At 52.2% G+C, this 24,053-nt stretch carries 23 protein-coding genes; 11 read left to right on the forward strand and 12 right to left on the reverse strand.

Features of this window, described 5'->3' with window-relative positions:
* Positions 1-56 precede the first annotated feature (56 nt).
* The 9 genes from H6585_11420 to H6585_11460 all read left to right on the forward strand — a co-directional run bounded on the left by H6585_11420 (position 57) and on the right by H6585_11460 (position 9,893).
* Complete coding sequence (locus H6585_11420; GenBank protein MCB9448943.1) at positions 57-434, forward strand: STAS domain-containing protein; 378 nt, start codon at positions 57-59, stop codon at positions 432-434.
* Between the two features lie 28 nt (positions 435-462).
* Positions 463-1,209: a T9SS type A sorting domain-containing protein gene (locus H6585_11425; GenBank protein ID MCB9448944.1), complete on the forward strand. Its 747-nt coding sequence runs from the start codon at positions 463-465 to the stop codon at positions 1,207-1,209.
* Complete coding sequence (locus H6585_11430; protein MCB9448945.1) at positions 1,206-2,168, forward strand: ribonuclease Z; 963 nt, start codon at positions 1,206-1,208, stop codon at positions 2,166-2,168. Before H6585_11425 ends, H6585_11430 begins: the two co-directional genes overlap by 4 nt.
* Positions 2,165-3,634 carry a sodium:solute symporter gene (locus tag H6585_11435; protein ID MCB9448946.1) on the forward strand — a complete coding sequence of 490 codons (1,470 nt, stop codon included), beginning with the start codon at positions 2,165-2,167 and terminating at the stop codon, positions 3,632-3,634. Before H6585_11430 ends, H6585_11435 begins: the two co-directional genes overlap by 4 nt.
* Positions 3,635-3,761: 127 nt before the next feature.
* Positions 3,762-6,551, forward strand: a complete 2,790-nt coding sequence (locus H6585_11440; GenBank protein ID MCB9448947.1) for a PKD domain-containing protein — start codon at positions 3,762-3,764, stop codon at positions 6,549-6,551.
* A 70-nt stretch (positions 6,552-6,621) separates the two neighbouring features.
* Positions 6,622-7,293 (forward strand): toxin-antitoxin system YwqK family antitoxin, encoded by a 672-nt coding sequence (locus tag H6585_11445; GenBank protein ID MCB9448948.1) that lies wholly within the window; start codon positions 6,622-6,624, stop codon positions 7,291-7,293.
* Positions 7,294-7,470: 177 nt separating this feature from the next.
* Entirely contained in the window at positions 7,471-8,007 is a 537-nt protein-coding gene (locus H6585_11450) for an SRPBCC family protein (protein ID MCB9448949.1), read from the forward strand.
* A 281-nt stretch (positions 8,008-8,288) separates the two neighbouring features.
* On the forward strand, positions 8,289-8,831 hold the full coding sequence (locus tag H6585_11455) for a hypothetical protein (protein ID MCB9448950.1): 543 nt from the start codon (positions 8,289-8,291) through the stop codon (positions 8,829-8,831).
* A gap of 9 nt (positions 8,832-8,840) precedes the next feature.
* Positions 8,841-9,893 carry a hypothetical protein gene (locus tag H6585_11460; protein MCB9448951.1) on the forward strand — a complete coding sequence of 351 codons (1,053 nt, stop codon included), beginning with the start codon at positions 8,841-8,843 and terminating at the stop codon, positions 9,891-9,893.
* Here the strand turns inward: H6585_11460 and H6585_11465 are convergent.
* The 5 genes from H6585_11465 to nth form a co-directional block, all read right to left on the reverse strand.
* Entirely contained in the window at positions 9,890-11,221 is a 1,332-nt protein-coding gene (locus H6585_11465; GenBank protein MCB9448952.1) for a nodulation protein NfeD, read from the reverse strand. The two genes, H6585_11460 and H6585_11465, sit on opposite strands and share 4 nt — an antisense overlap.
* Positions 11,222-11,268: 47 nt before the next feature.
* Positions 11,269-12,081 carry an inositol monophosphatase gene (locus H6585_11470; GenBank protein ID MCB9448953.1) on the reverse strand — a complete coding sequence of 271 codons (813 nt, stop codon included), beginning with the start codon at positions 12,079-12,081 and terminating at the stop codon, positions 11,269-11,271.
* On the reverse strand, positions 12,068-13,231 hold the full coding sequence (locus tag H6585_11475; protein ID MCB9448954.1) for a prolipoprotein diacylglyceryl transferase: 1,164 nt from the start codon (positions 13,229-13,231) through the stop codon (positions 12,068-12,070). The genes H6585_11470 and H6585_11475 overlap by 14 nt, the downstream gene beginning before the upstream one ends.
* Positions 13,232-13,689: 458 nt before the next feature.
* Positions 13,690-14,358 carry a response regulator transcription factor gene (locus H6585_11480; protein ID MCB9448955.1) on the reverse strand — a complete coding sequence of 223 codons (669 nt, stop codon included), beginning with the start codon at positions 14,356-14,358 and terminating at the stop codon, positions 13,690-13,692.
* A 202-nt stretch (positions 14,359-14,560) separates the two neighbouring features.
* Complete coding sequence (nth, locus tag H6585_11485; protein ID MCB9448956.1) at positions 14,561-15,208, reverse strand: endonuclease III; 648 nt, start codon at positions 15,206-15,208, stop codon at positions 14,561-14,563.
* Between the two features lie 522 nt (positions 15,209-15,730).
* On the opposite strand from nth, the gene H6585_11490 reads away from it, so the two are divergent.
* Both H6585_11490 and H6585_11495 read left to right on the forward strand, forming a co-directional pair.
* On the forward strand, positions 15,731-16,249 hold the full coding sequence (locus H6585_11490; protein MCB9448957.1) for a ferritin: 519 nt from the start codon (positions 15,731-15,733) through the stop codon (positions 16,247-16,249).
* Between the two features lie 11 nt (positions 16,250-16,260).
* The gene (locus H6585_11495; protein MCB9448958.1) at positions 16,261-17,106 is read left to right on the forward strand and encodes an ATPase; all 846 of its coding nucleotides are present in this window, start codon (positions 16,261-16,263) and stop codon (positions 17,104-17,106) included.
* Positions 17,107-17,248: 142 nt separating this feature from the next.
* On the opposite strand, the gene H6585_11500 is transcribed toward H6585_11495, so the two are convergent.
* From H6585_11500 to H6585_11530, 7 genes are all read right to left on the reverse strand, one after another.
* Positions 17,249-17,734, reverse strand: a complete 486-nt coding sequence (locus H6585_11500) for a DUF4199 domain-containing protein (protein ID MCB9448959.1) — start codon at positions 17,732-17,734, stop codon at positions 17,249-17,251.
* A complete protein-coding gene (gene pepE / locus H6585_11505; GenBank protein ID MCB9448960.1) occupies positions 17,731-18,444 on the reverse strand; it encodes a dipeptidase PepE in 714 nt (237 codons plus the stop codon). Before pepE ends, H6585_11500 begins: the two co-directional genes overlap by 4 nt.
* Before the next feature lie 126 nt (positions 18,445-18,570).
* Positions 18,571-19,809, reverse strand: a complete 1,239-nt coding sequence (locus tag H6585_11510; GenBank protein MCB9448961.1) for an MFS transporter — start codon at positions 19,807-19,809, stop codon at positions 18,571-18,573.
* Between the two features lie 156 nt (positions 19,810-19,965).
* A complete protein-coding gene (gene miaA, locus H6585_11515) occupies positions 19,966-20,847 on the reverse strand; it encodes a tRNA (adenosine(37)-N6)-dimethylallyltransferase MiaA (protein ID MCB9448962.1) in 882 nt (293 codons plus the stop codon).
* 148 nt (positions 20,848-20,995) lie between these two features.
* Positions 20,996-22,426, reverse strand: coding sequence for an HD domain-containing protein (locus tag H6585_11520; GenBank protein ID MCB9448963.1), 1,431 nt, complete (start codon positions 22,424-22,426; stop codon positions 20,996-20,998).
* Between the two features lies 1 nt (position 22,427).
* Complete coding sequence (locus H6585_11525; protein ID MCB9448964.1) at positions 22,428-23,006, reverse strand: threonylcarbamoyl-AMP synthase; 579 nt, start codon at positions 23,004-23,006, stop codon at positions 22,428-22,430.
* The gene (locus tag H6585_11530; protein MCB9448965.1) at positions 23,003-23,986 is read right to left on the reverse strand and encodes a glycosyltransferase family 9 protein; all 984 of its coding nucleotides are present in this window, start codon (positions 23,984-23,986) and stop codon (positions 23,003-23,005) included. The genes H6585_11525 and H6585_11530 overlap by 4 nt, the downstream gene beginning before the upstream one ends.
* Positions 23,987-24,053 lie beyond the last annotated feature (67 nt).

Genomic DNA, 24,053 nt, shown 5'->3' on the forward strand with positions numbered 1-24,053 from the left:
TGAACTAAATTTATATCTTTGCTATAATCGTTAGCTATACATAATTCCCGTTATTTATGGATTTTGCAGTAGAAGTTAAAGATAAATATGCCGTTATCAGGGTCAATGCTGAGAAGCTGAACAGCGCCGTTGCTCCCGGATTGAAATCGCAATTGGTGGTCTCCAACAGCGAAGGCGTTAAAAACCTCATCATGGAAATGAGTTGCACCCGTTACTGCGACTCGTCCGGTCTGAGTGCCATCCTGGTTGCCAACCGGTTGTGCAAGAATGCCGGCGGATGCCTTGTGTTGGCCGGATTGCAGGACCCCGTCATGAAGTTGATCAACATCTCCCAACTGGATGGGGTGTTGAACATCGTACCCACCGTGGATGAAGCAGTTGACTTCATCTTCATGGAAGAGGTCGAAAAAGATGTAAACGATACCGACGAATAAGCCAAGGTTTAACCAATTGCACCATCATATGCAAAGAACTTTACGCTCCCACTTCATGGTCATTGCCCTGTTGGTTGCATCCCTGGATGCCTCCGCACAGTGTACCCCGAGCTCTACCGCAACCTCCCCGGGATTTCGTGCACCCGATGACAGCTATAAGATGCCTGACGGGCTCATTAATGTTGCTTACTCTTCTGCCATCACCATCAATGTGCCTACCTCTGTTAAATACAGCGGAGCCGACATTCCGGTTGATTCCATTCAAATCAATTCCGTTACAAACTTTCCGTCTGGTATATCAGCCGGCTCGCCGAGCAAGTCCATCCTGAAAGGTGGGGAGAGCGGATGCATTCCCGTGTCTGGCACCACCACGGCATCGTGGGAAGATACCATCCGAATTTCGTACAATGCATACATCACGTTCTTCAGCACAGTTCAGAACATCCCCTTGACCTGGGACAGCATCATCCTGAAAATCGGTGATCCCGCTGGTATTGAAGACCTGGATCAGACGCGTTTCTCGGTTGGACAAAATTATCCCAACCCCGTGGTTGATCGCACCGAGATCTACTACAGCTTACCCGCTGCGGCCGATGTTCGTTTTGAAGTATTCGATATGATCGGCAAAATGGTATACACCAACCACTACAGAGGCCATTCCGGTATCAACAACATTGACTTCAATGCGAAGACCCTGAAACCGGGCATTTACGTGTACAAATTGACAAGCGGCGACAAGGCATTGACGCGCAGAATGGTGCTGTCAAACAAATGAAGCCCTTTGGCTTAACCGTACTGGGAAGCAGTTCCGCCCTGCCTACATCCAATCGTTATCCGTCCGCTCATGTACTGACCGTGCATGAGCGTCTTTTTTTGATCGATTGCGGAGAAGGTACACAAATTCAACTCCGCCGTCACAAGATCCGGATTCAGAAGATCCAGGCCATCTTCATCAGTCACCTTCACGGAGATCATTACCTGGGCCTGCCCGGACTGGTTTCCACCATGTCGTTGCTGGGACGTAATACGCCACTGACCATCTACGGACCTGAAGCCCTGAAGGAGATCATGGACATGCAGTTGAAGTATATGGACGGTCATATGAGCTTTGAGCTTAATATAGTTCCCGTACAGCCCGAATCCGGAATTGTTATCTATGAAGATGAGAAGGTGACCGTTTCCTCCATCAAGTTATATCACCGTATTCCCTGCACCGGATTTCTTTTCAAGGAAAAGCCCCTGCCTGCCAATATCCGGAAGGAAGCCATTGAGGCATACGACATCCCCATTCAAGCGATTCCCGGTATCAAGGAAGGAGATGATTTCACGGACGATAGCGGACGCATCATTCCCAATCGCGACCTGGTGATCCCATCGCCGCCACCCCGCACGTTTGCCTATTGCTCGGATACCGCATACCAGGAATTGTTGCTGGATGACATCCGCAATGCCGATCTGCTGTATCATGAAGCCACGTTTCTGAGCGAACATGAGGAACGTGCCAGAGAAACATTTCATTCAACCGCCGCACAAGCTGCAACCATCGCCCGGAAAGCAGGCGTGTCTGCGCTGGTGGTGGGGCATTTTTCCGCCCGTTACAAAGACCTCACGCCTTTACTCGAGGAAGCCGCTGCCATTTTTCCGAATACCAGGCTGGCCCAGGAGGGACAGTACTACGACATTCCGGCGACGCTTCAGACCGCAAAGTTGACCAACCTGCGCGTTTCCAGATGACATCCTACGTATTGCTGGTTGCCGTTGTGTTGTATTTCTGTATGCTGGTGCTGATCGCACGCGTGACAGGAAAAGATGAGGGAAACCAGGCTTTTTTTGTCGGAAACCGCAGGTCACCGTGGTTCCTGGTTGCGTTCGGAATGATAGGCGCTTCGCTCTCCGGTGTTACCTTCATTTCCGTGCCGGGTTGGGTGGGTACATCCCAATTCTCCTATATGCAGGTGGTGTTGGGTTACCTGGTGGGTTATGCCGTGATCGCATTCGTTCTTATGCCCATCTATTACCGCCTTAACCTGGTCTCCATCTACACATACCTGCAACAACGGTTCGGCTTCTGGGCTTATAAAACCGGAGCTTTGTTCTTTCTTATCTCCCGTTTGATAGGTGCATCTTTTCGTTTGTTCCTGGTGGCGCTTGTATTGCATGAAGTCATCTTCACCCGCATCACAAGTATCCACATTCCATTCCCGGTAACGGTAATGGTTACCGTTGCCCTGATTTGGGTGTACACGCACAGGGGAGGCATTAAAACCATTGTGTATACTGACGTGATCCAAACGCTGTTCATGCTGATTTCAGTGGGGATCAGCGTATACGTCGTGTCCGATATGTTTCATCAGCACGGAGACTCGGTAGGGCAGTTGCTGTCGGCCAGCAAATATACCCGCTGGCTGTTCCTGGACGATCCGATGGACGGGAAGTTTTTTGTGAAACAATTCCTGGGAGGAGCATTTATCGCCATTGCCATGACCGGACTTGATCAGGACATGATGCAGAAGAACCTGAGTTGCCGGAATATCCGCGATGCACAGAAGAACATGATGGTATTCTCCATGATTCTGGTGGTAGTAAATGCCCTGTTTCTTGTTCTGGGGGTGTTGCTGTATGAATATGCTGCCGTTGCGAACATCCCTGTTCCCGATAAAACGGATTTGTTGTTTCCCATCCTGGCAATCGATTACCTCGGCCCCGCCGCTGCCATCTTCTTTATACTGGGTCTGATTGCTGCGGCATACTCCAGCGCAGATTCGGCCCTGGCTGCGCTGACCACATCCGTGTGTGTGGATTTTCTTGATACCGAGAAAATGGATACCGCCCGTCAGGTGAAAGTGCGCAAACGGGCACATATCGGTATGTCAGTGATGCTGGTGTTGGTGATCCTGGTATTTGGTGCCATGAACGATCGATCGGTGATCGATGCATTGTTTACTGCGGCCGGCTATACGTATGGACCATTGCTCGGTTTGTTTGCGCTGGGTGTACTCTCAAAAGCGAAATTGCGCAATAACTGGACGGTGGTTGCGGCTTGTATTGCGGCTCCGTTGACCGGTTTCTGGTTGAAGAGTAAAGCCGTGGAATGGTTCGGCTCATACCAGATCGGTTATGAATTGCTGGTGGTGAATGCCCTCATCACCATTGTTTACCTGCTGTTATTTTCTTTGTTGCCGGAGCGAAAACAAGCCTGATTTTTTTCCTCGCAATAGGTAGTTGCATAGAAGAAACTCAAACTGAAACCTTCCCTGGAAAGCAATCGTAAAAAGCCCCATTCGATGTGTCTTTTTATGATCCTCACACCCCAAAACCCACACACAGATGAAACACGTTTTACGCGCGCGGGCCATGTTATTTGCATGGCTTTTGTCATTTTTATTCCTGGGCGCCAACGCCCAGCAGGTCAACTTTACTGCTGATGTCACCACGGGCTGCGACAGCCTGAATGTGACTTTTACCAATACCAGCACAGCGGGAGTATTTTACAACTGGGAATTTGATGATGGCAGCAATTACTTCGGAACGGATACCAATCACCTGTTTACCCAACCGGGGAACTATACTGTTCGACTGATCGCATTTGATCTTTCATTCCAGGTTGTAGGTATGAAGGAGATGAATATTGAGGTCAAGGGCTTGCGTCAGGTTTACGTGAATCCCAATCCTGCCTGCCCCTATGATGAAGTTCAGTTCTGGCCCGAAGGAGCCGGAGGTACCAGCTTCGAATGGGACCTGGGTGATGGAAATACTTCCTCGGAAGAAAGTCCACGCCATGTATACGGTGATACCGGCACATACACGGCATATGTGATCTTTCACAGCTCGTGCGGAGCTGATACCGATTCGGTTGTGGTAACCCTTGATACGAATGCGCTTCCGAACGCCAGCTTCCGTGTTGATGTTGATTCTGTGTGTCCGGGAGACCAGGTCAGGTTCAGTCCGGATAACTACAGCGACGGGTTTGACTACGATTGGGATTTTGGCGACGGATCAGCGCATGTTACCCAGCCGCAACCCTATCATAAGTTTCCCGCCCCGGGGAATTATGTCGTGACGCTGACCCTTACCAATGGATGTAACAAACAGAATACAAGTCAGGATACCATTAAGGTAGCTCCCAACGTGCCTTTCGACTATCTGGGCGCCGTCTTCCAAGCCGGATGCCCGGGTGATAAGATCATGGGATATGTGGTGAGTTCAAACAACGTGAACTACAGTGCTTATATGTGGGACTTCGGTGACGGCACCAAAGACACCACGAACATTGCCAGTGTGCAGCACTCGTTCCCTGATACCGGCCAATACAATGTGATGGTCAAGGTCATGAACGGATGCGGAAATGATACGACTGTTTCAACCGTAGCCGACATCAATACCAATGCGGTGCCTGACCTCGAGTCGTGTGGTGGATCCTGTTATGGCCAACCCGATCCCAACGGGCAATACTGTCCGGGCGATTCGGTTGTGCTGTATTTTGCCGGTGACTACGCACAGAACATATGGTATTTCGGGGATGGCGATTCGGGCGTTGCAACAATGGTTATTCCGGTGAATGACGGAGGCGGTGACGGAGGCCCTCAATACGTTACCATCATTCAACACGCATATGCTGATACGGGAACGTACACTGCCAATCTTGTTGTGGTTAACGGTTGCGGCAACAGCGATACCGGCATGGTGCAAGTACATATTGGCAATGGACTGCCCGTTAAAGCTGAAGTTTTTGTAACGGCACCCACACATGGCCCAACTCATTTTTCCTGTGAACCGTTCCAGGTTCTTGCGATCGGCGCCAGCACGTACGACTGGGATTTTGGTGATGGAAATACAGTACCAGCCGGCGGCGGTACCCAGGTACATGCCTATGGTTCCTCCGGTACGTATACCATTACGGTGATCGCTACCAATGGATGTGGTGCTACCGACACAATCAGCACCGATGTGGACATCATGGACATGGATATCACCGGAAGCACGGATGATGTCAGCTGCAACGGCGAAATGGATGGCAGCATCGACCTTACCGTACTGGCAGGTGTGGGGCCTTTCACTTACCTGTGGGATGACGGCGCCACCACACAGGACCGAAACGGTCTGGCGGGAGGAACCTATACGTTCACCGTAACCGATGCCAACGGTTGTACCTTCACCTACCCGGTTGATATCAACGAAGCTCCGGCGCTTACCGTTGCTCCGACCATTTTTGATGCAAGCTGCGGCAATTCCGACGGAGGTATCACGCTGAATGTGACCGGTGGTATCTCTCCTTATTCCTATATGTGGAATAATGGTGCGACCACAGCCAATTTGTCCGGTATCACTGCCGGAGCCTATTCCGTTACCGTTAGTGATTCTGCAGGATGTTACGATGTGCTTCCCCTGAATGTGAATGACATGGGTGGTCCTTCCGTGAGCTCAGCAAACAGTTTTCCGCTGTGTTATGGCGGTTCCGACGGAGCCATTGACGCCACCGTATCGGGTGGAGCCGCCCCGTATACATATGCATGGAACACGGGTGAGACCACAGAAGATATAACCGGATTGACCGATGGAAACTATGCCCTGACCGTAACGGATACCGTTGGTTGTGTGGGCGCGCTCAGTGTACATATCATAGAACCGAAAGAACTGGTGGCGAATTGCAGTGAGGGTGGAGGTGACGTGATGAGCAATCCTACCGGGGGAACATCACCCTATACCTATCTGTGGTCACCCGGCGGTGCAACAACCGCTACCGTTACCGGTGTAACGCCAGGAACATATTATGTGACAGTTACGGATGGCAACGGTTGTACGGACGAAGATTCGGTGATTGTGGTGCCTACCGCACTGAACCCGGTATCTGCTGATCCGGAAGGCATTGCCATCTACCCGAATCCATTCAATGGTTCCACAAAGATCAGGTATGAGTTGCAGAGCACAGACCAGGTAAGACTGGCTGTTACCGATCTGTTGGGACGTGAAATTGCTGTGCTAGTTGATGAGACACAGGTGCCCGGTACCTACGAAACAGTATTTGATGCACGGTCTCAGGCGTCGCAACCAGGAACCTATCTGGTATTGATCCGGATCGGAAACAGGTTGATCACCAGACGCATTGTGCAGATGTAACAGGTCTTGTGCCTGTAAGCTTTATACGGAAAGCCTTCCTAATGATGGAAGGCTTTCCTATTTTAGGAGCATGAAGAAGGTTTTAGGTATACTGGTGTATGTGTGCATGTGCGCTGGATTGCATGCACAGGAAGTGGAAGATCCGGATCGACCGGGGTGTTTCACCACCTACCATGTGAACGGCCATGTGCTGGAAGACGGTTGCTATGACCAGGAGCATCGGAAAACCGGAAGCTGGCGGACGTATACAGATAAAGGAACTCCAACCACGATTACCAATTACAAGAACGGACTGCTTGACGGACTGATGATCACTTTCACCGAGCACGGGGAAATTGAATCCGAAGCCAATTATATGGACGGCATGTTACAGGGGGCGCGTAAGGCTTATGGGGAGCACGGGATTGTGGAAGTCGAAGAGCATTTCAGACATGGCCAGTATGATGGTAAGCAGATCAAATACTTCTCCACCGGACGTGTGCAGGAAATTTCCATGTACGCGAACGGGGTCAGGGAAGGAGAATACAAATATTACCTGATGAGCGGCCAGGTGGCCTATTTCTACAATTACCACAATGGAAAGAAGGAGGGGAAGGCCGTTGTGTATTTCAGCAACGGCAAAATCAAAGAAGAGGGGGAGTACCGCGACGATGAAAAGTTCGGTATCTGGAGCGAATATGACAATGAAGGCAACCTGGTAAAGACCGTCAAATACCGGCACGGGAAAGCAATCGAAAAATAGCCGTCATACCCGATCCCCAATCTTATCGGTTTTTTAATTTATCAACAGTTCGCCTTTCTTGGTCAATGAAATTATTGCGCTTGTCGTTTCAAATGCTATATTTGATTTCTGAATAAGCGGAGGTAAGAGGGGGCATTCGACCATCACCCTTTTACAAATTAAACCAGTCATTGTACCATGAAGATTTTAAAAACCATCGGCATCATCGCCGCAGCAGTTATTGCTTTGGCGCTCATTATTCCGGCATTCACCGCCAAGGATTTCAAGGTGGAACGTGAAGTGACCATTCAAAAACCACGTTCGGAGGTTTTCGATTATGTGAAACTGTTGAAGAACCAGGATCATTTCAGTGTTTGGGCACAAAAAGATCCCAATATGAAAAAGGGACTCACAGGCACGGATGGCACTGTCGGCTGTGTGTCCAGTTGGGAAAGCGACAACAAAGACGTAGGCAAAGGTGAGCAGGAGATCACTGCCATCCAGGATGGTCAGCGGATCGATTACGAACTCCGTTTCATGGAACCCTACGAATCCAAAGGCAATGCATATATGACATTTGCGGATGATGCCGGAGGAACACGCGTGGTGTGGGGGTTCACAGGGAGCATGCCGTGGCCTTTGAACGGAATGATGCTTTGTATGGACATGGACGGAGCGCTTGGCAAGGATCTTTCTCAGGGATTGGACAACCTGAAAGGCATTCTCGAGCAGTAGTTCACGCAAACTTGCGTAGGCTGCATTGCGCTTGTAAACGCCTTTATTCACAAGTTATCAGCAATCCGTACAGGGGCCTTGTGCTGCGCACGGCTTTTTCATACATTGCTGAATATGGAGGTTAGCGGAACACGACATCTCTTTCCGCATAGCAGGGAATTTTGTTAAAAAAGTAGAATTCCGGTCACAAGCCGGCACGATCGAATTGCATGGAACGTTCGGGTTTTATGACCCGGCGGCATATTGCATAAACAGAGTATTCAACCATAAACCGTAACCTTATGCCACTTACTCCCGCACAGGCTGCCAACATCAACAAGGTAAAAGAGATGCTGGACCTGGCCAAAACCACGTGCCCCAATATTCCCCGGCTGAATGAATTGTCCAACAAGCTCAATTCCAACATCCAGAACGGCAAGCTGCATTTTGACACACAAAAGGTACAGAGCGCCGATCCCAGCGCACCGGCCTATACGGAGAACAAAGACAATATCTACATACGGGAAGACCTATCACCGAACCAGTTTGATCCGGCCAATCCGGGCGACGTGGGTAACCTGGTGAACCTGGCGGCAACCCTGATTCATGAAATGTTCCATCAGCTGGGTTCGGCCCACCCGACCACTTACTGCGAAACAGCAAATTTCCTGGCAGCACTGATCAATTGCTTCAAGCAAAACAAGAATGCCATCAAATCCCATTACCAGTGGGAGCAAGATTCTTTGTATGACCTGTACATTTCCCAGCTGGAAATTCAGGAACAAGGCGAAAGGTCGGAATGTGGCTCCACCAACAACAGCGGTGGCGGCGGTGGCGGCTGGTAATCGTAACAAATGAAACAACTGGACTTTGCCATGAGGTCTGCCTTTGTCACTTCTCAACAACACACAAACATGCAACGGTTCCGACAAACCGTGTTGCAGGGTTTCCGGCAACACTTCGCCGAAAGGCTGGGGATTGATAACCATTGGACCAACCGCAACATCTTGTCAAAGTCTGTTGTGAGAAGCAACTATCTATGGTGTACACATGGCAGGGAAATCTGGGGGGCTGAACTTCATCAACGCAACCGGCCCACAGCATCCGACGGTCCCTGGTGGCTCAGTAAGTATGCATATGCAGGCGCCATGGGAATGGACGTTGCCTTCCTGGCCATCGGAAAAGATCCCGATGAGGCAGGATTCGAATTGCCGGCGTCTGCCAAAGGTGGCGCCATTCTGAATACACTTGTGGCCCTGCTCGATGATCTCATTGACGAGTCTCCGCATCGTGACCTCGTCATCGAAACGATTTTTCTGCAGGAGAACATCCTGAATGCCGATCTTCCAACTCCACCTGAAGGATCGGATCTGCCACTGATCAGTGCGTTCCAGCTGATTCGTACTTTCAAACGTTACGTGCACGAAGCCGTAGAACGTCACCGAAATACCCGGGCACTTGAAAACCTCAGCAGAACCTTGTCTGCCATGCTTGATGTACAGGTGAAACTCGGCCAGATGAAGAAGTCGCAAAGCCATGACAGCATGACCATTCGTGAACTGAAAATCCAGAACAGCGTATTGCCTTTCCAGGCACTATGTGAAACCGCAATCTTGCTCGATGGGGTGGAAGGAGAAGTGCTTCCGTCGCTCGCATCCGCCATGGGAAAACACCTGTGTTTGATTGATGATCTGGCCGATCTGCCTGACGACCTGCGGATGGGAGAGTACAACCTGTATGCGTTGGGAGAACTGCCTCCAAGTCCATGGGAAGCCATCAGTGAATTGATTGACAACCTGATGGCCCTCTTGCAGAAAATCCGCATCATTGTTCCCAGGGGAGAAGACGTGGTATGGGCCTGGACAGCTGCCTGGTTACCGGGTGACGATCTCGGACAGCCGGCCTAGATCACCACCAGTTGCCCGGCCTGATAATCTACCACCCTGACTTCCTTTCCTTTTTCAACAAATCCCACCTGTGCTACGGCATCATAGATGTCGCCGTCTATTTCCACTTTACCGGAAGGTCTCAGTACGGTTGCTGCAACAGCGGTTTTTCCGATCAACCTTTGTTCGCTGTCGGCATTGTTTTGCCATTGGGTGCGCAGAGATCCTGAGTCTGTCTGCAGCACCACATGCCGGAACATGCCGTTGCCCTGAAGCAACCGGCTACCGAGGAACAGGGATCCGGCAATGGATGCGAACAGGGAGATCAATACGAGGGACAGCGATCGGACCACATCATTCATTTCCACAAAGTGAAAATCGAACCCGTTGTTGTCAACCAGGCTCAGGGTCAGTCCTCCCACGATACAGATGATGCCAGTGATACCAGCCACTCCGAAACCCGGTATCACAAAAATCTCCAGCAACAACAGAATGCAACCCACGGCAAAGACCAGAATCTCCCAGTTTTCGGCCAATCCATCCAGGTAATGCGGAGCAAAGTAAAGGGTGGCTGCAATGATGCTTGCAATCAGGGGGAAGCCCACACCCGGTGTTTGCAGCTCAAAGTAGATGCCCCCGATGATAATCATGATGAGGATGCTGCTCAGGTAAGGGTTGAGGAGAAATGCAATGATCATGTCAACGGCGGATTCCTTGTAGGTTGAAATCGTGTAATTGCTGATTCCTGCAAGTTTCAATGCTTCATCAATGTTGTTGGCCTTGCCTTCACAGAAGTGGTTGGCGATGGCTTCTTCGGTTGAGAAGGTAAGCACATGCAGCGAGTCGATCAGGCCAGGTATGACCACGCTCTCATCCACCATGGCTTCCGCGATCCTGGGGTCACGTCCCTGCGCCTGTGCGGTGGAACGCATCGTGGAGCGCATGTACGACTGGTATTTATCGGGCATTTTTTCGCCGCTTTCGTTCACCACCGTGGCGGCACCTATGCTGGCACCCGGGGCCATGAAAATGCTGTCGCAGGCGATTGATATGAGTGCTCCTGCGGAAGCGGCATTGTTGTCTATAAAAACGTACACCGGAATGTTGCATCGCAGGATGCGGCTGCGGATGGAATCTGCATCCAGTACCATGCCGCCGTAGGTGTTCATATGGATCAGGATCACATCGGCCTTCATCTGCTCGGCTTCGTCAAATGCCTGTTGGGTCTGACGCCACATGGCCGGGGCGATCATCTCCTTGATGTCGAACTGATACACGAGTTTGGGGTTGCCGGCTGTGGCGGGAATGGTCAGCAGGCCCATCATCAGAATGAAAAGCAGTCGTCGCATGGTGAGGTTCATGATTGCTTTAAAGATAAGAAAACGGATGCAGGTCTTCAGTCCGGGCGGAGGTTTACCGGAAAGCGCGAACATATGGCATCCAGCAGTTCGGCATGGGTATGGCCATTGCTGGCCAGGATCTCTTGTCCGAAAACGAAGTCATTACCGCCTGAAAAAGTGCTGACTTTCCCTCCTGCTTGTTGCACGATCAGTGCGCCGGCGGCTACGTCCCATGGTTGTAATCCGTATTCGTAGAACGCATCGAAACGACCGCAGGCCACGTAGGCCAGGTCGATGGCAGCCGATCCCCACCTGCGCAAGCCGTGGGTGTTTTGCATCAGGTGGCCGAGCACATCCAGGTAGGCTTGCATCTTACCGTAATCATGGTAGGGGAAGCCGGTGGCCAGCAGGGAATCCTTGGCGGTTTGTGCTTTGGAAACGCGGATGGGTTTTCCGTTGAGGAATGCCGGGCCATCGGCATGTGCATGGAAACACTCGTCGAGGTTGGGTTCATAGATCACGCCAGCCAGGAGGCGATCGCCATCTGCCAGTGCCAGGCTGATGCAGTAGGAGGGAAGTCCGTGGATGAAGTTGGTGGTACCGTCCAGTGGGTCGATGATCCAGCGGTGGCGTTGGCCCTGATCGGATTTGGTGCCTTCTTCTGCGATGAACCCTGCTTCGGGTACGAGTGCTTCCAGGCGTTGGATGAGCATGGCCTCTGAGGTCTTGTCGGCTTCGGTGACAAAGCTGTTCAGGCTCTTGGTTTCCACCTCCAGATCGCGTACGCGCAGTTGCATCGATTTCAGGTAGGCGCCCGCTTCTTTGGCAGCGCTGATCATTCCTTCGATGATGGCATCAAGAGGTAGCATGGGTTGCGTGTTTGTTTCGTTTGAAATAGATCAACCCGGCGATGCCCAGAAGGATGAGGCAGAAGGATATGATTTCGGCCTGGGTGATGTCCATACCGGCAATGTGGTAGGTGTTGTTGACCCTGATTTTCTCGATGAAGAAACGTTCCAGTCCGTTCACCAGCAGGTACAGCGAGAACATCACGCCGGGCTGTGTGAAGCGCTTGCGGATGCTCCACAGGAAGATGAACAGGCCGATGGCCATCACGCATTCATAGAAGGGAGTTGGGTAAACCGGAACGGGGAGCTCCGAGCAATATTTACCCACGCAACCGGCAATGGGTTCTCCGTGGTTGATGACGTTGTGCGGGTAGGTGAATGACCACATCCAGTCGGGCAGGAACGACATCCATCCGGGTTTGGGCGCAGGGTTTGTGATGCCCCAGTCGCCGTCGCCGGCCATCTGGCAGCCGATGCGACCGATTCCATAGGCCAGCATGAGGGGCGGGGCGGCAGCGTCGGTCAGGCGCAGGATGGGGATGTTGAACTTCCTGGCAAAGCGGATCACGGCATAAGCACCCACGATCAGTCCGCCATAGAAGGTAAGTCCGCTGAATGAAAGCAACGTGTGGATAGGGTCTATCATGAACTGGCTGGGGTCTTCCAGGATGTCGAACACCTTGGCACCGATGATGCCGCCGGCAGCTGCCCAAAGGGTCATGGTTCCGACGAGTTCGTGCGGCTGCATGGTGACGGTTTTCTCCTGGGGCTTGGCGAGTTTTTGTTTGTCCTTTTCGCGTTTCTTCATCCACACGGCGAACGCTGCAGCTGCCAGTCCGCCCAACCAGCTTCCCGTGGTCGATAGGATGATTCCCTGTGGATCATCCACCAGTTGACTGTAATGAAATGCGGCATAGATGAGTTTGTATCCCAGCAAAAACCCGAGTATGCCGGCCCCAACAAGTTCACCGGTGGTGACGGGTAAGCCTACCATGACTTTGGTATGGGTGGGTTTCATCCAGCCGAGCAATTCCATGCGTTTTAATTCTTTTGAGAGAAACCACGAGGCGATAAGGAATGCAACGGCCACAAAGAAGCCGAAGGTTTGTATGGGCAGCGGGATGTTGATGCCCAGGAGGTCTCGTAGTAAATCGGTTATGCTTGGGTACATGTCGGTTGAATTGGCATTGAAATCCCGTTGGGGCTGTAAAAGTATAAAGTTTCTTGTTTGTGGTTACTAGTTTGTGGTTATCCGTGCCACCCGGAGCTTTCGCGGTGGTAGAATTCAATTATTCCGGTGGAGCAGAAGCGCAGGCGGATGGTTCGTTTTTTGGGTTGGATGTTAGACTTGAGATGTTGGACCATAGACTACTGACCAATAGCATTCGACTATTCCCCGGGGCACACCAATCCCCACCCGGTTCGAGTTACGGCGTTTGAACATGCAAAGTGAGCCAAACCCATGCTGAAACTTGCGGTGGTAGGATTGGGTTGAAGTTTGTTGTTTTAGACGCGGTGACACGGACGTGGACGTCCGCGCCAACGTCGGCGACGGAATCAAAACCGATTGGTAGTTGTTCGTGGTTCGTTTTTAGCTAACGACTAAAGACTTACGACTTACCACTGAACTCATCCCACCACAATGTTGTTCTTCACGGCGAACATCACCAGTCCGGCCGTATTGCTCAGGCCCAGTTTGGACATGATGTTCTTGCGGTGGGTGGTAACGGTGTGCGGACTGATAAACAGCTTGTCGGCGATTTCCTTGTTGGTGAGGCTGGCGGCCACCATGCGGATGATCTCCAGTTCACGTTCCGACAGGTTCACCGGGTCGCAGGTGGCGCCGGAGGTTTTTGTGGTGGAAGGCTCGTGGCGGGCGGGTTGCATGAGGGTGTCGACCACCTTGCTGCAGAAGAACTTTTCTCCGACCGCCGTGGCTGAAATGGCCTCCAGGATCTCTTCCCGTGAACAGCGTTTGAGGATGTGGCCGTTGATGCCGGCATCGATGGCATCCTGGAGGACATGCTGTGACTGATCGGGGGTGATGGCGAGGAAATGGGTTTCGGGTGCGATCTTCTTCAGGCCGGTGATGTCTTCCAGGCTGAAGGATTCATCGTTGTAATTGATGATGATCACATGGGGATGCTGGATCAGTGTTTGTTTGTACAGATCCTGGGTGGTGGAAGCTTCACCCACCACTTCCAGGTTGCCCTGTTCGGCAATCAATGCGGCAAGTCCTTTGCGGGTCAGGAACTGGTCGTCGGCCAGCAGGATCCGGATCTTGGGAGATTTAGCCACAGGTGATCGTACTTATTTAGATTGATTATAAATAAGCGCAAATGTATTAATCCTTGACGAACTGGTCAAATGGAATTGAGTCGTAAGTCTCAAGTTGCGAGTCTCCCACCTACGCTAAAGCTTCGGCGGGCAGGCAAGTCAACCCGGGAAATAATTACGAAAGACGAATGATGGCACCCATCTAAAGTCTAACATCTAAAGTCTACCGTCTAATATCTATTGTCTCATAAAACTTACACCACTTCCTGATGCCGCACTGGTCGCACTTGGGGTTGCGGGCAATGCAGATGTACCTGCCATGCAGAATGAGCCAGTGGTGGGCTACGGCGAGCTGGTGTTCGGGGATGTGCTTCACCAGTTGTTTTTCGGTTTCCAGCGGTGTTTTGGCGCGGGTAGTGAGTCCGATGCGGGCTGCCACGCGGAACACATGCGTATCCACGGCCATGGCCGGTTGATCGAACACGACAGATGCTATCACGTTGGCGGTTTTCCTTCCCACGCCCGGAAGTTTTTGCAGGTCTTTGAGGTCGGAAGGTACCTGTCCGCCGAAATCATCCACCAGCATGCGCGACATGCCCACCAGGTGCTTGGCCTTGTTGTTCGGGTAGCTGATGCTTTTGATGTAGGGGAATACGGTTTCGGCATCCACCCCTGACATGGATTGCGGGGTGGGGAATGCTTTCAGTAACTCAGGGGTGACCATGTTCACGCGTTTGTCTGTACACTGTGCCGACAAAATTACGGCTACGAGAAGCGAGAAGGGGTTGTCGTAAAGCAGCTCGGTTTCCGCGTCGGGGTTGTGTTTGCTGAAATAGTCGAGCACATGACGGAAGCGTTCTTCTTTTTTCATGGGGTAAAGATAGGATGTTAGTTGTTGGTTCTTAGTTGTTGGTTATTGGTTATTGGTTATTAGAGGTTTGATGTTGGGTGATAGATGTTAGACTTGCGACTTAAGATTCGGCTCGGGGTGCACCAATCCCCGCCCCAATTCAAGTTACGCTGATTACAAATGCAATGGGAGCCAAATACATGCTTAAACTTGGGGAAGTAAGATTGGGCGGTGTTTTGCCTTGCCCAACTTAACTTAAGCACCACCGTTTTTTATGATCGTTTCTCATTTTCCGTGACTCGTCTGCCTGTCTATTGAACCACCTTTTTACTCTATATGCCCCAGCCTGCCGATACATGGGCCGGCGCAACGGCAGGCAGGTACGTGGTTCAACGGGCTGCCCGGCTCAAGTCAACATCTCAAGTCTATTGTCTAAAGTCCAAACCTCCTGTGACCGAAAGCTAAAGACATACAACTTGTAACTCGCCACTTGAGACTTGCCACTCATCTTACTACCTTTGTTCAAACCAAATTCCTGAATCCATGCTTTCAAAAAAAATAGAAAAAGCCCTGAACGACCAGGTAGGCAACGAGGCTGAAGCCGCATTCTTTTATCTCGCCATGGCTTCATGGTGTGAAGGCAAAAGCCTGGAAGGCTGCGCCGCATTCCTCTACCGCCATTTTGAAGAAGAAAAAGATCACATGCTGCGACTCATCCACTACATCAATGATGCCGGTGGTGATGCAGCGGTTCCTGCCATCAAAAAACAAACAGCCAATTTCTCTGACATCAAAGCTGTGTTCCAGACCGTGCTCAAGCACGAAATCGCGGTAACCACTGCGATCAATAAATTGGTGGACATGTGCCTGAAGGAGCGCGACTATTCCACCCATAACTTCCTGCAATGGTACGTGGCCGAGCAGCATGAAGAGGAGAAGCTGTTCCGCACCGTCCTCGACAAGATCGATATCATCGGTACCGATGCGAAAGGACTGTACTGGATCGACCAGGAGGTGGGTAAACTCAATGCTGCACTTGCCGCTTCTGAAGCGGGCGCCTGATCCATTCAAACATGATCCTGCTTGCCGACAGCGGCGGAACCAAAACACACTGGTGTTTGCTGGGTTCCGATGGTGTTTCGCGTTCCTTTTTTTCAGGAGGGATGCATCCGCTGGTGCATAGCGATGAAGCGCTTCAGCATACCCTGACAACCGAGGTTCTGCCCGCGCTCGGAACCGATTCAGCCGGCCAGGTGATCTTTTACGGCGCCGCTTGCAGCAGTGCAGAACGTATTGCCAAGGTAAACCGACATCTGTCTGCAGTCTTTCCCGATGCATCCATTCAGGTATTGCATGACATGTTGGGTGTGGCGCGTTCCGTATGCGGCAACGACCCCGGCATGGTGGCGATTTTGGGAACCGGCTCCAATGCTGCCTATTACGATGGTGATGAGGTGTACAGCCATGTCCCTTCCCTTGGGTATGTTTTGGGTGATGAGGGCAGCGGCGCATACATCGGCAAGCAATGGATCAGGGCTGTGCTTTACGGAGAGGCCCCGGCCGATCTCGCTGCCCGGTTTTTAAAAGAAACCCAGGTCGACAAGGAAACGGTGCTCCGGAAGGTGTACATCGAACCCAACGCCAATGCCTTTCTCGCGTCTTTTTGTCCGTTCCTGCACAACCACCTGCATGATGCATTTGTGCATGACCTGGTGCTGACCTCCTTCCGGTTGTTCCTGCAACGCATCGTGAAAAAGCACGAGGTATGGCGGGAGTTGTCACTCGGATGTGTAGGTTCCGTGGCCTTTCATTTCAAACCGGTTCTGGAAGAAGCAGCCGGCCTTGAGGGGGTTCGCCTGGGGGAAGTGATCCGTGATCCGATGGAAGGACTGGTGCGTTATTATAGTCGTAAGTCGTAAGTCTTTAGTCCTTAGTAATCGGAACGCAGAGACATATTGCATGGGTAAAAACGTTCCCGCCCGCACGGTCAAAGTCCAATTGCATCGTATGCCTGTGCGAGATTAGGACTAAGGACTAAAGACTTACGACTTGCAACTAACTTTAAATCTTTCGCTTTAACACCACAAACACTGCCGTGGTCATCAGGGATATAAGTCCGCCTATAAACAACACACGGAAAAGTGTAGTGGCTGACAGAACAAAGGGTGAGAACATTTTTCTTTTCAGGGCGATGGCGTTGGCAATGGCTTCTTCATTCTGTCCTTCCTTCGTCATGACTTCCCGTGTTTCGGTAATGATCTTTTCCAGGAATTCCGGATGAAGCCATTTGTGAACGATCACTGTTCCCGCTGCTGCGAACAGCCCGATGGTTAGTGATGCCCGCAGGCCGTTCTTGAAGATTTCCCGCATATCAGTTTGCGTGCCGCTCCGGAACCCCTGGTAATTGGTCACGATGATTGTGGCGAGCAGCAGGCCGGTGGTAGCGATGCTGCTGTATACACCGATATCCCAACCCATAAAATGTTCAGCGAGGATAAAAGCAAACAAACCAACGCCGGCGCTCAGATTGAAAGTCTTCCTGCTCATGCCGGGGATGCTGTTTGGGCGGGAAGGGTACTTCCGGATGCAATGTCTTTGATCACTTCGGGTGCGGTTAGCAACCGAATGGCTTTTCCCTTGACGGTGATCGTGTCGCCCTCCACATGCAGCAGGCTCCCCTCCGGCAGACAGGCCACCGGAACCCCGGGGTTCATGATTGCAAATTCTTTCAGTCGGTCCAGCCGGCTCTCTCCACCTTGGTTGGGCAGTGTGGCTTCGGTGTAGTGCGGGTTGATCTGGTAAGGAATGAGGTTGAAGGCATCGAACGAGGCGGGTTGCACGATCGGCATATCATTGGTGGTTTTCATCGTGGGCCCGGCCATATTGGCGCCGGCGCTCCATCCCACGTAAGGTATCCCGTTCAGTACCTTTTCACGGATGGCCTTCACCAGGCCTTGTTCATGCAGTGTTTTCACAAGGCAGAATGTATTGCCGCCGCCGGTCATGATCGCACCGGCGTTGTTCAGGGCCGCAACCGGATCTTTTTCCTGGTGGAGTGAAAAGGAGGTCAGGCCTACCTGGTCGAGCATGCGTTTCACAAGGTCGTAATACAGGTCGAAGCCAAGCGAGATGCCGGCATAGGGAACGAAGGCAACCGGACCGCCATCCTTCAGAAAACCGATAAGTTCTTCGCGCGGCCAGGTGAAGAAAGGCTCACCCGGCATGGTTGAATTGCTCAACAGCAACAATCGTTTCATGGCGTAAAATTTTTTCGAAGGTAACCTTTATATAGGTAGTCTTTAGTCGTAAGTCTTTAGTATTTAGTCCTGCGGTCACACGGTCGTATGATTCAGCGGCACTTTGAAGGCGCTGACGGTGCTGTTTCAAAGCGTATTGCTAAGCCGGGTTTGTTCGCTGGCTTCGTACGCATTGATCAGCTTGTGGTACAGGAAAATTCCAATCAGGTAGAGCCCGGCTGTTGTCAGCAGGATATGCACATAGGGCACACCATGCATCCGCATGAACTTGAACAGGATGGCGCTGATGTACCATGAGCCGTTCCACGTTGCAGAAGTAAGTGCACTGATGATCTCCTGGTTTTTCTTACCCACGTAGTTCATCACAAGTTCGGATGCCATGGGGTTTGACATGTTCATGAGGGGTTGACGAATCAGGTAGGCACCGAAAGCAATGTACAGTGCGATGGAAGTACCGGCATAATATTCGGTGGTGGCCAACACAACCAATGCGCCCACTGCCAGGGATTGGGTGGTGGTGATGGCTGTACGGTACCCCAGGTTGCGTTTGATGGAGGGTACGATGATGATGCTGATGAAGACCAGTATCAGCGCTACCGCTTGTAAAGTAGCGAACGGGTATGAGTCTACCTGGTGAACGTTATAGAAAAACAGGCTGATGAATTGCATGGTGAGTCCTGCACCCGTGGCGATCAAGAGAGTCGGGAGCATGCCCCGACCGATCAGGTGCCAGTCGTACTGTTTCCAGTGAAAGGTTTTGGGTACGTCCGCTTCCGGTCCGTTGTCTTTGGTAACGCGCAAAGCGAAGTATAGGCTTAGAAAACCCAGACACGACAGCAGGGTGAGGATGCTGCGTTCGGTGAACATGTCCGGGTTGATGGCGTGGAGTGACGCGATCAGGGAGCCGCCCAGGATACCGCTCAGGCTCCAGGTGCTGTAGCTCAGGGCAAAGGCCTCACTGCGATACGATGGATGTGTATTGCGGAGGATGTAGGGGAGGGCGGTGACTTGCACGAAGGTGAAGAACATGCCCCAGCAGAAGGTGCCGATATACAGCAACCACGATATGTGTGCATGGATGGCATACAGCATCACAAGGGAACAGGTGGGAACCATGATGCCCGGCGCAACGAGGAAGGGTTTGAGCCGTGTGTTGCGGATCAGGATACCCACCGGCAATGCGAACAGCAATACACCCAGGTACCGGTAAGAATAATACCCGGCGCTTTCATGATCGGCGTAGCCCTCCTTTGTCATATAGATCAACAACACGGCAAGAAACGACACGTTGATCAGCTGCAGAAAGAACTGTGCAGCGATCACGCGCAGGGTGTTCCGGTCCAGTTGCAGGTAGTTGTTGATCAAGTGTTGTTAGTCTTTGGTCGCCCTCCTTCGCTAAAGCTTCGGCGGGTAAATCAGTCGTTAGTCAGTTTGGAAGGGAGGTTTCGTGCACTTCGCAGATGCTGACGCAAACGCCCTCGTCCGCGTCCCGTGCTGACGCTGACGTCCTCGTCCGCGTCATTAACTTTCCAATCGCTGCATCACTTCATCGGCATACATCCATGTGAACCGGCCATCGTTCCTGAACCAGGTCATTTGTCGTTTGGCGTAGTGGCGGGTGTTGAGTTTGATCTTTTCCACGGCCTCATCCAGGGAGCAGTGCCCCTCGAGGTGCAGGAAAAGTTCGCGGTATCCGATGGTATTTACCGCCGGCAATGTCCGGTATTCAAACAGCGATTCGGCTTCGTTCAGCAGTCCTTTTTCCATCATTGCGTTCACCCTTTGATCAATCCGTTGATACAATTCCTCGCGGTCTGCAAGCAGCGCGATACGTGTGATACGGAATGGACGTTCCGTGGTTGTCTTTTTTCGAAAGGATGAATACGGTTTACCTGATGCACGGCAAACTTCCAGGGCGCGGATCAGGCGCCTCGGGTTTTGGAGATCTACCTGTGCATGGTAGACCGGATCTTTTTCCAGCAATTCTTTTTGCAGAGATTCGATACCCTCTGTTTCGAGTTGGTGCTGAATGTCTTCCCGAATGGTTTCAGGCACGTCAGGCATGGGATCCAGCCCGTCGCATATGGCCTGGATGTAAAGTCCGGTGCCGCCTGCCATCACTACATGTTCATGTTCTTTGTGGAGGGAAGAGATGGCATTCAGGGCTTCCTGTTCGAAATCGGCCGTGGTGTATGGGGTGTGGATGGACCGGTGGCCCGTGAGGTGACATGATATGCCTTTCAGCTCCTCTTCTGTTGGGCGTGCGGTACCGATGAACATTTCCTTATACACCTGCCTTGAATCCGCGTTTACCAATTCGGTTTTCAGTAAGCGCGCCGCCTCCACCGCAACGGCGGTTTTGCCTGAGGCGGTGGGGCCGCCGATGATGATGAGGTGGGGCACGATGTTAAGTTTGTGGTTGGTTATTGGTTGTTAGTTATTGGTTATTCGCTGTGCAGCTGGCGCGGATTTGCAATCTGTGCCCATATTCGTTTCGATGTATTTTGCCGGGTGGAGAGGCGGGAGATTCCGGCGGTCTATCGTCTGATATCTACTTCTTCCCAACTTTCAATCCCATCTTCTCGCCGAGTTCCAGCATCAGCCGGTGGGCGCTTTCGTAGTTGTTGGGGATATCGCCTTCCAGGATGGCTTCGCGGATGGCGTTCTTGATGTCACCCACTGGTTTGCTGGGGGGGATGTTGAACGTTTCGATGATCTCTTCCCCGCTGATGGGTGGTTGCCAGTTCCGGATGCGGTCGCTTTCTTCCACCTCTTTCAGCTTTTCCCGCACAAGCGCAAAGTTGTCGAGGTACCTGCGCACCCGCACTTTGTTCTTGGAGGTCACGTCGGCTTCGCACAGGTCCATCAGGTCGTCGATGTCGTCACCGGCTTCAAACAGCAGGCGGCGTACGGCGGAGTCGGTTACCTGCCCGTCTACCAGTGCAATGGGACGAAGGTGCAGCCTGACCAGTTTCTGCACATACTTCATTTTGTCGTTCAGGGGCAGTTTCAGGCGGCGGAAGATGCCGGGCACCATGCGTGCACCGCGGTCTTCGTGTCCGTGAAATGTCCATCCGCGTCCGGGCTCAAAACGCTGGGTGGCGGGTTTGGCGATGTCATGGAGGATGGCGGCCCAGCGCAGCCATAGGTTGTCGCTGGTTTTGGCCACGTTGTCCAGCACCTGGAGGGTATGGTAGAAGTTGTCTTTGTGGCTCATGTTTCCCACGGTCTGCACGCCCTGCAATTCCTGCATTTCGGGGAAGATGATGGCCAGTAGTCCGGTGTTGAAGAGGTGTTTGAAACCTACGGAAGGAATGGGTGACAACACGATCTTGTTGAGCTCATCGGCGATGCGTTCGGCGGAAACGATGGTGATGCGGTCCTTCATTCCCGAAATAGCTTCGTACGATGCCTGTTCAATTTCGAACCCGAGCTGGCTGGAGAAGCGGATGGCCCGAAGCATGCGCAGCGGGTCGTCAGAATAGGTTTGGAAAGGATCGAGTGGGGTGCGGATCAGTTTTTTCTTCAGGTCTTTCAGGCCGTCAAACGGGTCCACCAGGGTGCCGAAGTCGTCTTTGTTGAGGCTGATGGCAAGGGCGTTGATGGTGAAGTCCCTCCGGCGCTGGTCGTCTTCCAGGGTGCCGTCTTCCACGATGGGTTTGCGGGAGTTCTTTCGGTAGGATTCCTTCCGGGCGCCCACGAACTCGATTTCCACATCGCCATAGTTGATCATGGCGGTGCCGAAATTCTTGAACACGCTCACCAGGGAACTTTCCCCGTCACGTTTGGAAACTTCCTTTGCCAGTTCAATTCCACTGCCGGTCACCACCACGTCGATATCCTTGCACGGACGTTTGAGCAACAGGTCACGCACGAACCCACCGATCACGTACGCCTGCTGATCTTTTTCTGAGGCGATGTCCGAGATGGTATTGAATACAGGGTGGGTGAGTTGATCTGTGAATGATTTCAACACGGCAATTTCAGGGCCTGATAAGAGTTTGTTGTCCCAGTGCGTCAATTTTGATAATGGTTGATGGTTTGGTGTCCTCAAGACCGGAGGGCAAATTTATCACATAATCCACACCCACCAAAATGGCGGGATGTATCTCCCCGTAAGACATCGGACTGGGTTGGCCGCTCAGGTTTGCTGACGTGGAAACCAATGGTTTTCCGAGGGCGCGCACCAAAGCCTGGCAAAACGGGTGGCGCACAACACGGATGGCTGCGCTTCCGTCAGGCGAGATGACGTTGGGTGCGAGTCCTTTTGCATCCGGGTAAATGATGGTGAGGGGGCGTTTGGCCTGGGCCATCAGCGCTTCGGTTCCGGGCGGAAGCAGGGTCAGGTAATCCCTCAGCATGTCAATGGAATCCACCAGTGTGATGAGGCTTTTGGAATCCTGCCGTTGCTTGATGCGATAGATCTTTTTTACGGCATCTTCCTGTGTGGCGTCACACCCGATGCCCCAGATGGTGTCGGTGGGGTACAGAATCGTGCCGCCTTTTTGGAGCACGGGCAGCGCTTTTTCAACTTCCTGTTCGATATGGTAATGTTGGCTCATGCGGTAAAGGCGAATTGGGCAACGGGTATGTCGAGTGCGCACCTGAAGTGCTTCTTCGGACATTTGCCAAGTCCGTGCAATCCGCAGGGCTTGCATTCGGGCTGGGGTGTGGCCTCGGCAATGATGGAATAGGTTGACAGCGGTCCGAAGCCGAACCGCGGTGTTGTGGAACAGAAGAACGATGTGACACGTGCATTCACTGCCGACGCGAGGTGGAGCGGGGCGGAGTCATTTACATAGTTCATCTCTGCGTCATGCATCAGGGCTGCGGATCCCAGGAAGCTGAGTTTGCCGGCCATGTTCACCAGGTTGTTGTGACCGCTCTTGCGGATGATCTCATCGCACAGGGCCGCATCCGATGGTGCCCCGAGCATGTAAATAATGGTTTTCGGGTTGCATGCACGGATCAGCCGGATCCATTGCTCGGCCGGCAGTTGCTTGGTGAACCATACGCTGGCGGGGGCCATGCACAGGTAGGGGTGTTTCTTCAGCGGGGCTACTTCCTGCAGGTGTTCCTCGTTGATATAGAGTTTGGGCTTGCTCACTTCCGGTCCGGTCAGATCGCTGATCAGGGCATGGTTGCGTTCGGTTTCATGCCTGCCGTCGCCGATCACATGATGAATTCGGGTACTGAAGGTGAAAGACAATGGATTCTTGTCGAAGCCTGCCCGCGAATCTGTGCGTGCCCTCAGGGTCATGATGCCGCTTGACAGGAACCGCTGCAGGTTGATCACCCGATCGTATCGTGTTTTGCGGATCTCCCGGATGGTGCGCGCGAGTGAGCGGAACTTCGCTTGTTTCTTATCCCACACATACACCTTGCGGATGAACGGGTGTTCTTCCAGCAGACCTTCATTTCCTTTGCGCACAACCATGTCGATCATGGCTTCCGGGAAAGCGGCATGCAACGCCTCCGCCACCGAAGTGGCCAGGATCACATCGCCTATGAAAGCGGTTTGTATGATGAGGTAGGAGCGCAATACAATTAGAAATTAGGAATTAGAAATTAGGAATGTCCATTGTTATGAAGACGTCTGGTTCATGAGT

The organism is Flavobacteriales bacterium (assembly GCA_020635855.1).
In the GTDB taxonomy this organism is placed as follows: Bacteria; Bacteroidota; Bacteroidia; order JACJYZ01; family JACJYZ01; genus JACJYZ01.

Excerpts from the sequence above, each read along its gene's own strand:
- H6585_11420 (MCB9448943.1), top strand. The coding sequence starts at position 57 with ATGGATTTTGCAGTAGAAGTTAAAGATAAATATGCCGTTATCAGGGTC.
- H6585_11525 (MCB9448964.1), bottom strand. The coding sequence starts at position 23,006 with ATGAGCCAACATTACCATATCGAACAGGAAGTTGAAAAAGCGCTGCCC.
- H6585_11435 (MCB9448946.1), top strand. The coding sequence starts at position 2,165 with ATGACATCCTACGTATTGCTGGTTGCCGTTGTGTTGTATTTCTGTATG.
- H6585_11500 (MCB9448959.1), bottom strand. The coding sequence starts at position 17,734 with ATGAGCAGGAAGACTTTCAATCTGAGCGCCGGCGTTGGTTTGTTTGCT.
- H6585_11450 (MCB9448949.1), top strand. The coding sequence starts at position 7,471 with ATGAAGATTTTAAAAACCATCGGCATCATCGCCGCAGCAGTTATTGCT.
- H6585_11475 (MCB9448954.1), bottom strand. The coding sequence starts at position 13,231 with ATGTACCCAAGCATAACCGATTTACTACGAGACCTCCTGGGCATCAAC.
- H6585_11460 (MCB9448951.1), top strand. The coding sequence starts at position 8,841 with ATGAAACAACTGGACTTTGCCATGAGGTCTGCCTTTGTCACTTCTCAA.
- H6585_11445 (MCB9448948.1), top strand. The coding sequence starts at position 6,622 with ATGAAGAAGGTTTTAGGTATACTGGTGTATGTGTGCATGTGCGCTGGA.
- H6585_11455 (MCB9448950.1), top strand. The coding sequence starts at position 8,289 with ATGCCACTTACTCCCGCACAGGCTGCCAACATCAACAAGGTAAAAGAG.
- H6585_11430 (MCB9448945.1), top strand. The coding sequence starts at position 1,206 with ATGAAGCCCTTTGGCTTAACCGTACTGGGAAGCAGTTCCGCCCTGCCT.
- H6585_11465 (MCB9448952.1), bottom strand. The coding sequence starts at position 11,221 with ATGCGACGACTGCTTTTCATTCTGATGATGGGCCTGCTGACCATTCCC.
- nth (MCB9448956.1), bottom strand. The coding sequence starts at position 15,208 with ATGAAAAAAGAAGAACGCTTCCGTCATGTGCTCGACTATTTCAGCAAA.
- H6585_11495 (MCB9448958.1), top strand. The coding sequence starts at position 16,261 with ATGATCCTGCTTGCCGACAGCGGCGGAACCAAAACACACTGGTGTTTG.
- H6585_11425 (MCB9448944.1), top strand. The coding sequence starts at position 463 with ATGCAAAGAACTTTACGCTCCCACTTCATGGTCATTGCCCTGTTGGTT.
- H6585_11490 (MCB9448957.1), top strand. The coding sequence starts at position 15,731 with ATGCTTTCAAAAAAAATAGAAAAAGCCCTGAACGACCAGGTAGGCAAC.
- pepE (MCB9448960.1), bottom strand. The coding sequence starts at position 18,444 with ATGAAACGATTGTTGCTGTTGAGCAATTCAACCATGCCGGGTGAGCCT.
- H6585_11440 (MCB9448947.1), top strand. The coding sequence starts at position 3,762 with ATGAAACACGTTTTACGCGCGCGGGCCATGTTATTTGCATGGCTTTTG.
- H6585_11470 (MCB9448953.1), bottom strand. The coding sequence starts at position 12,081 with ATGCTACCTCTTGATGCCATCATCGAAGGAATGATCAGCGCTGCCAAA.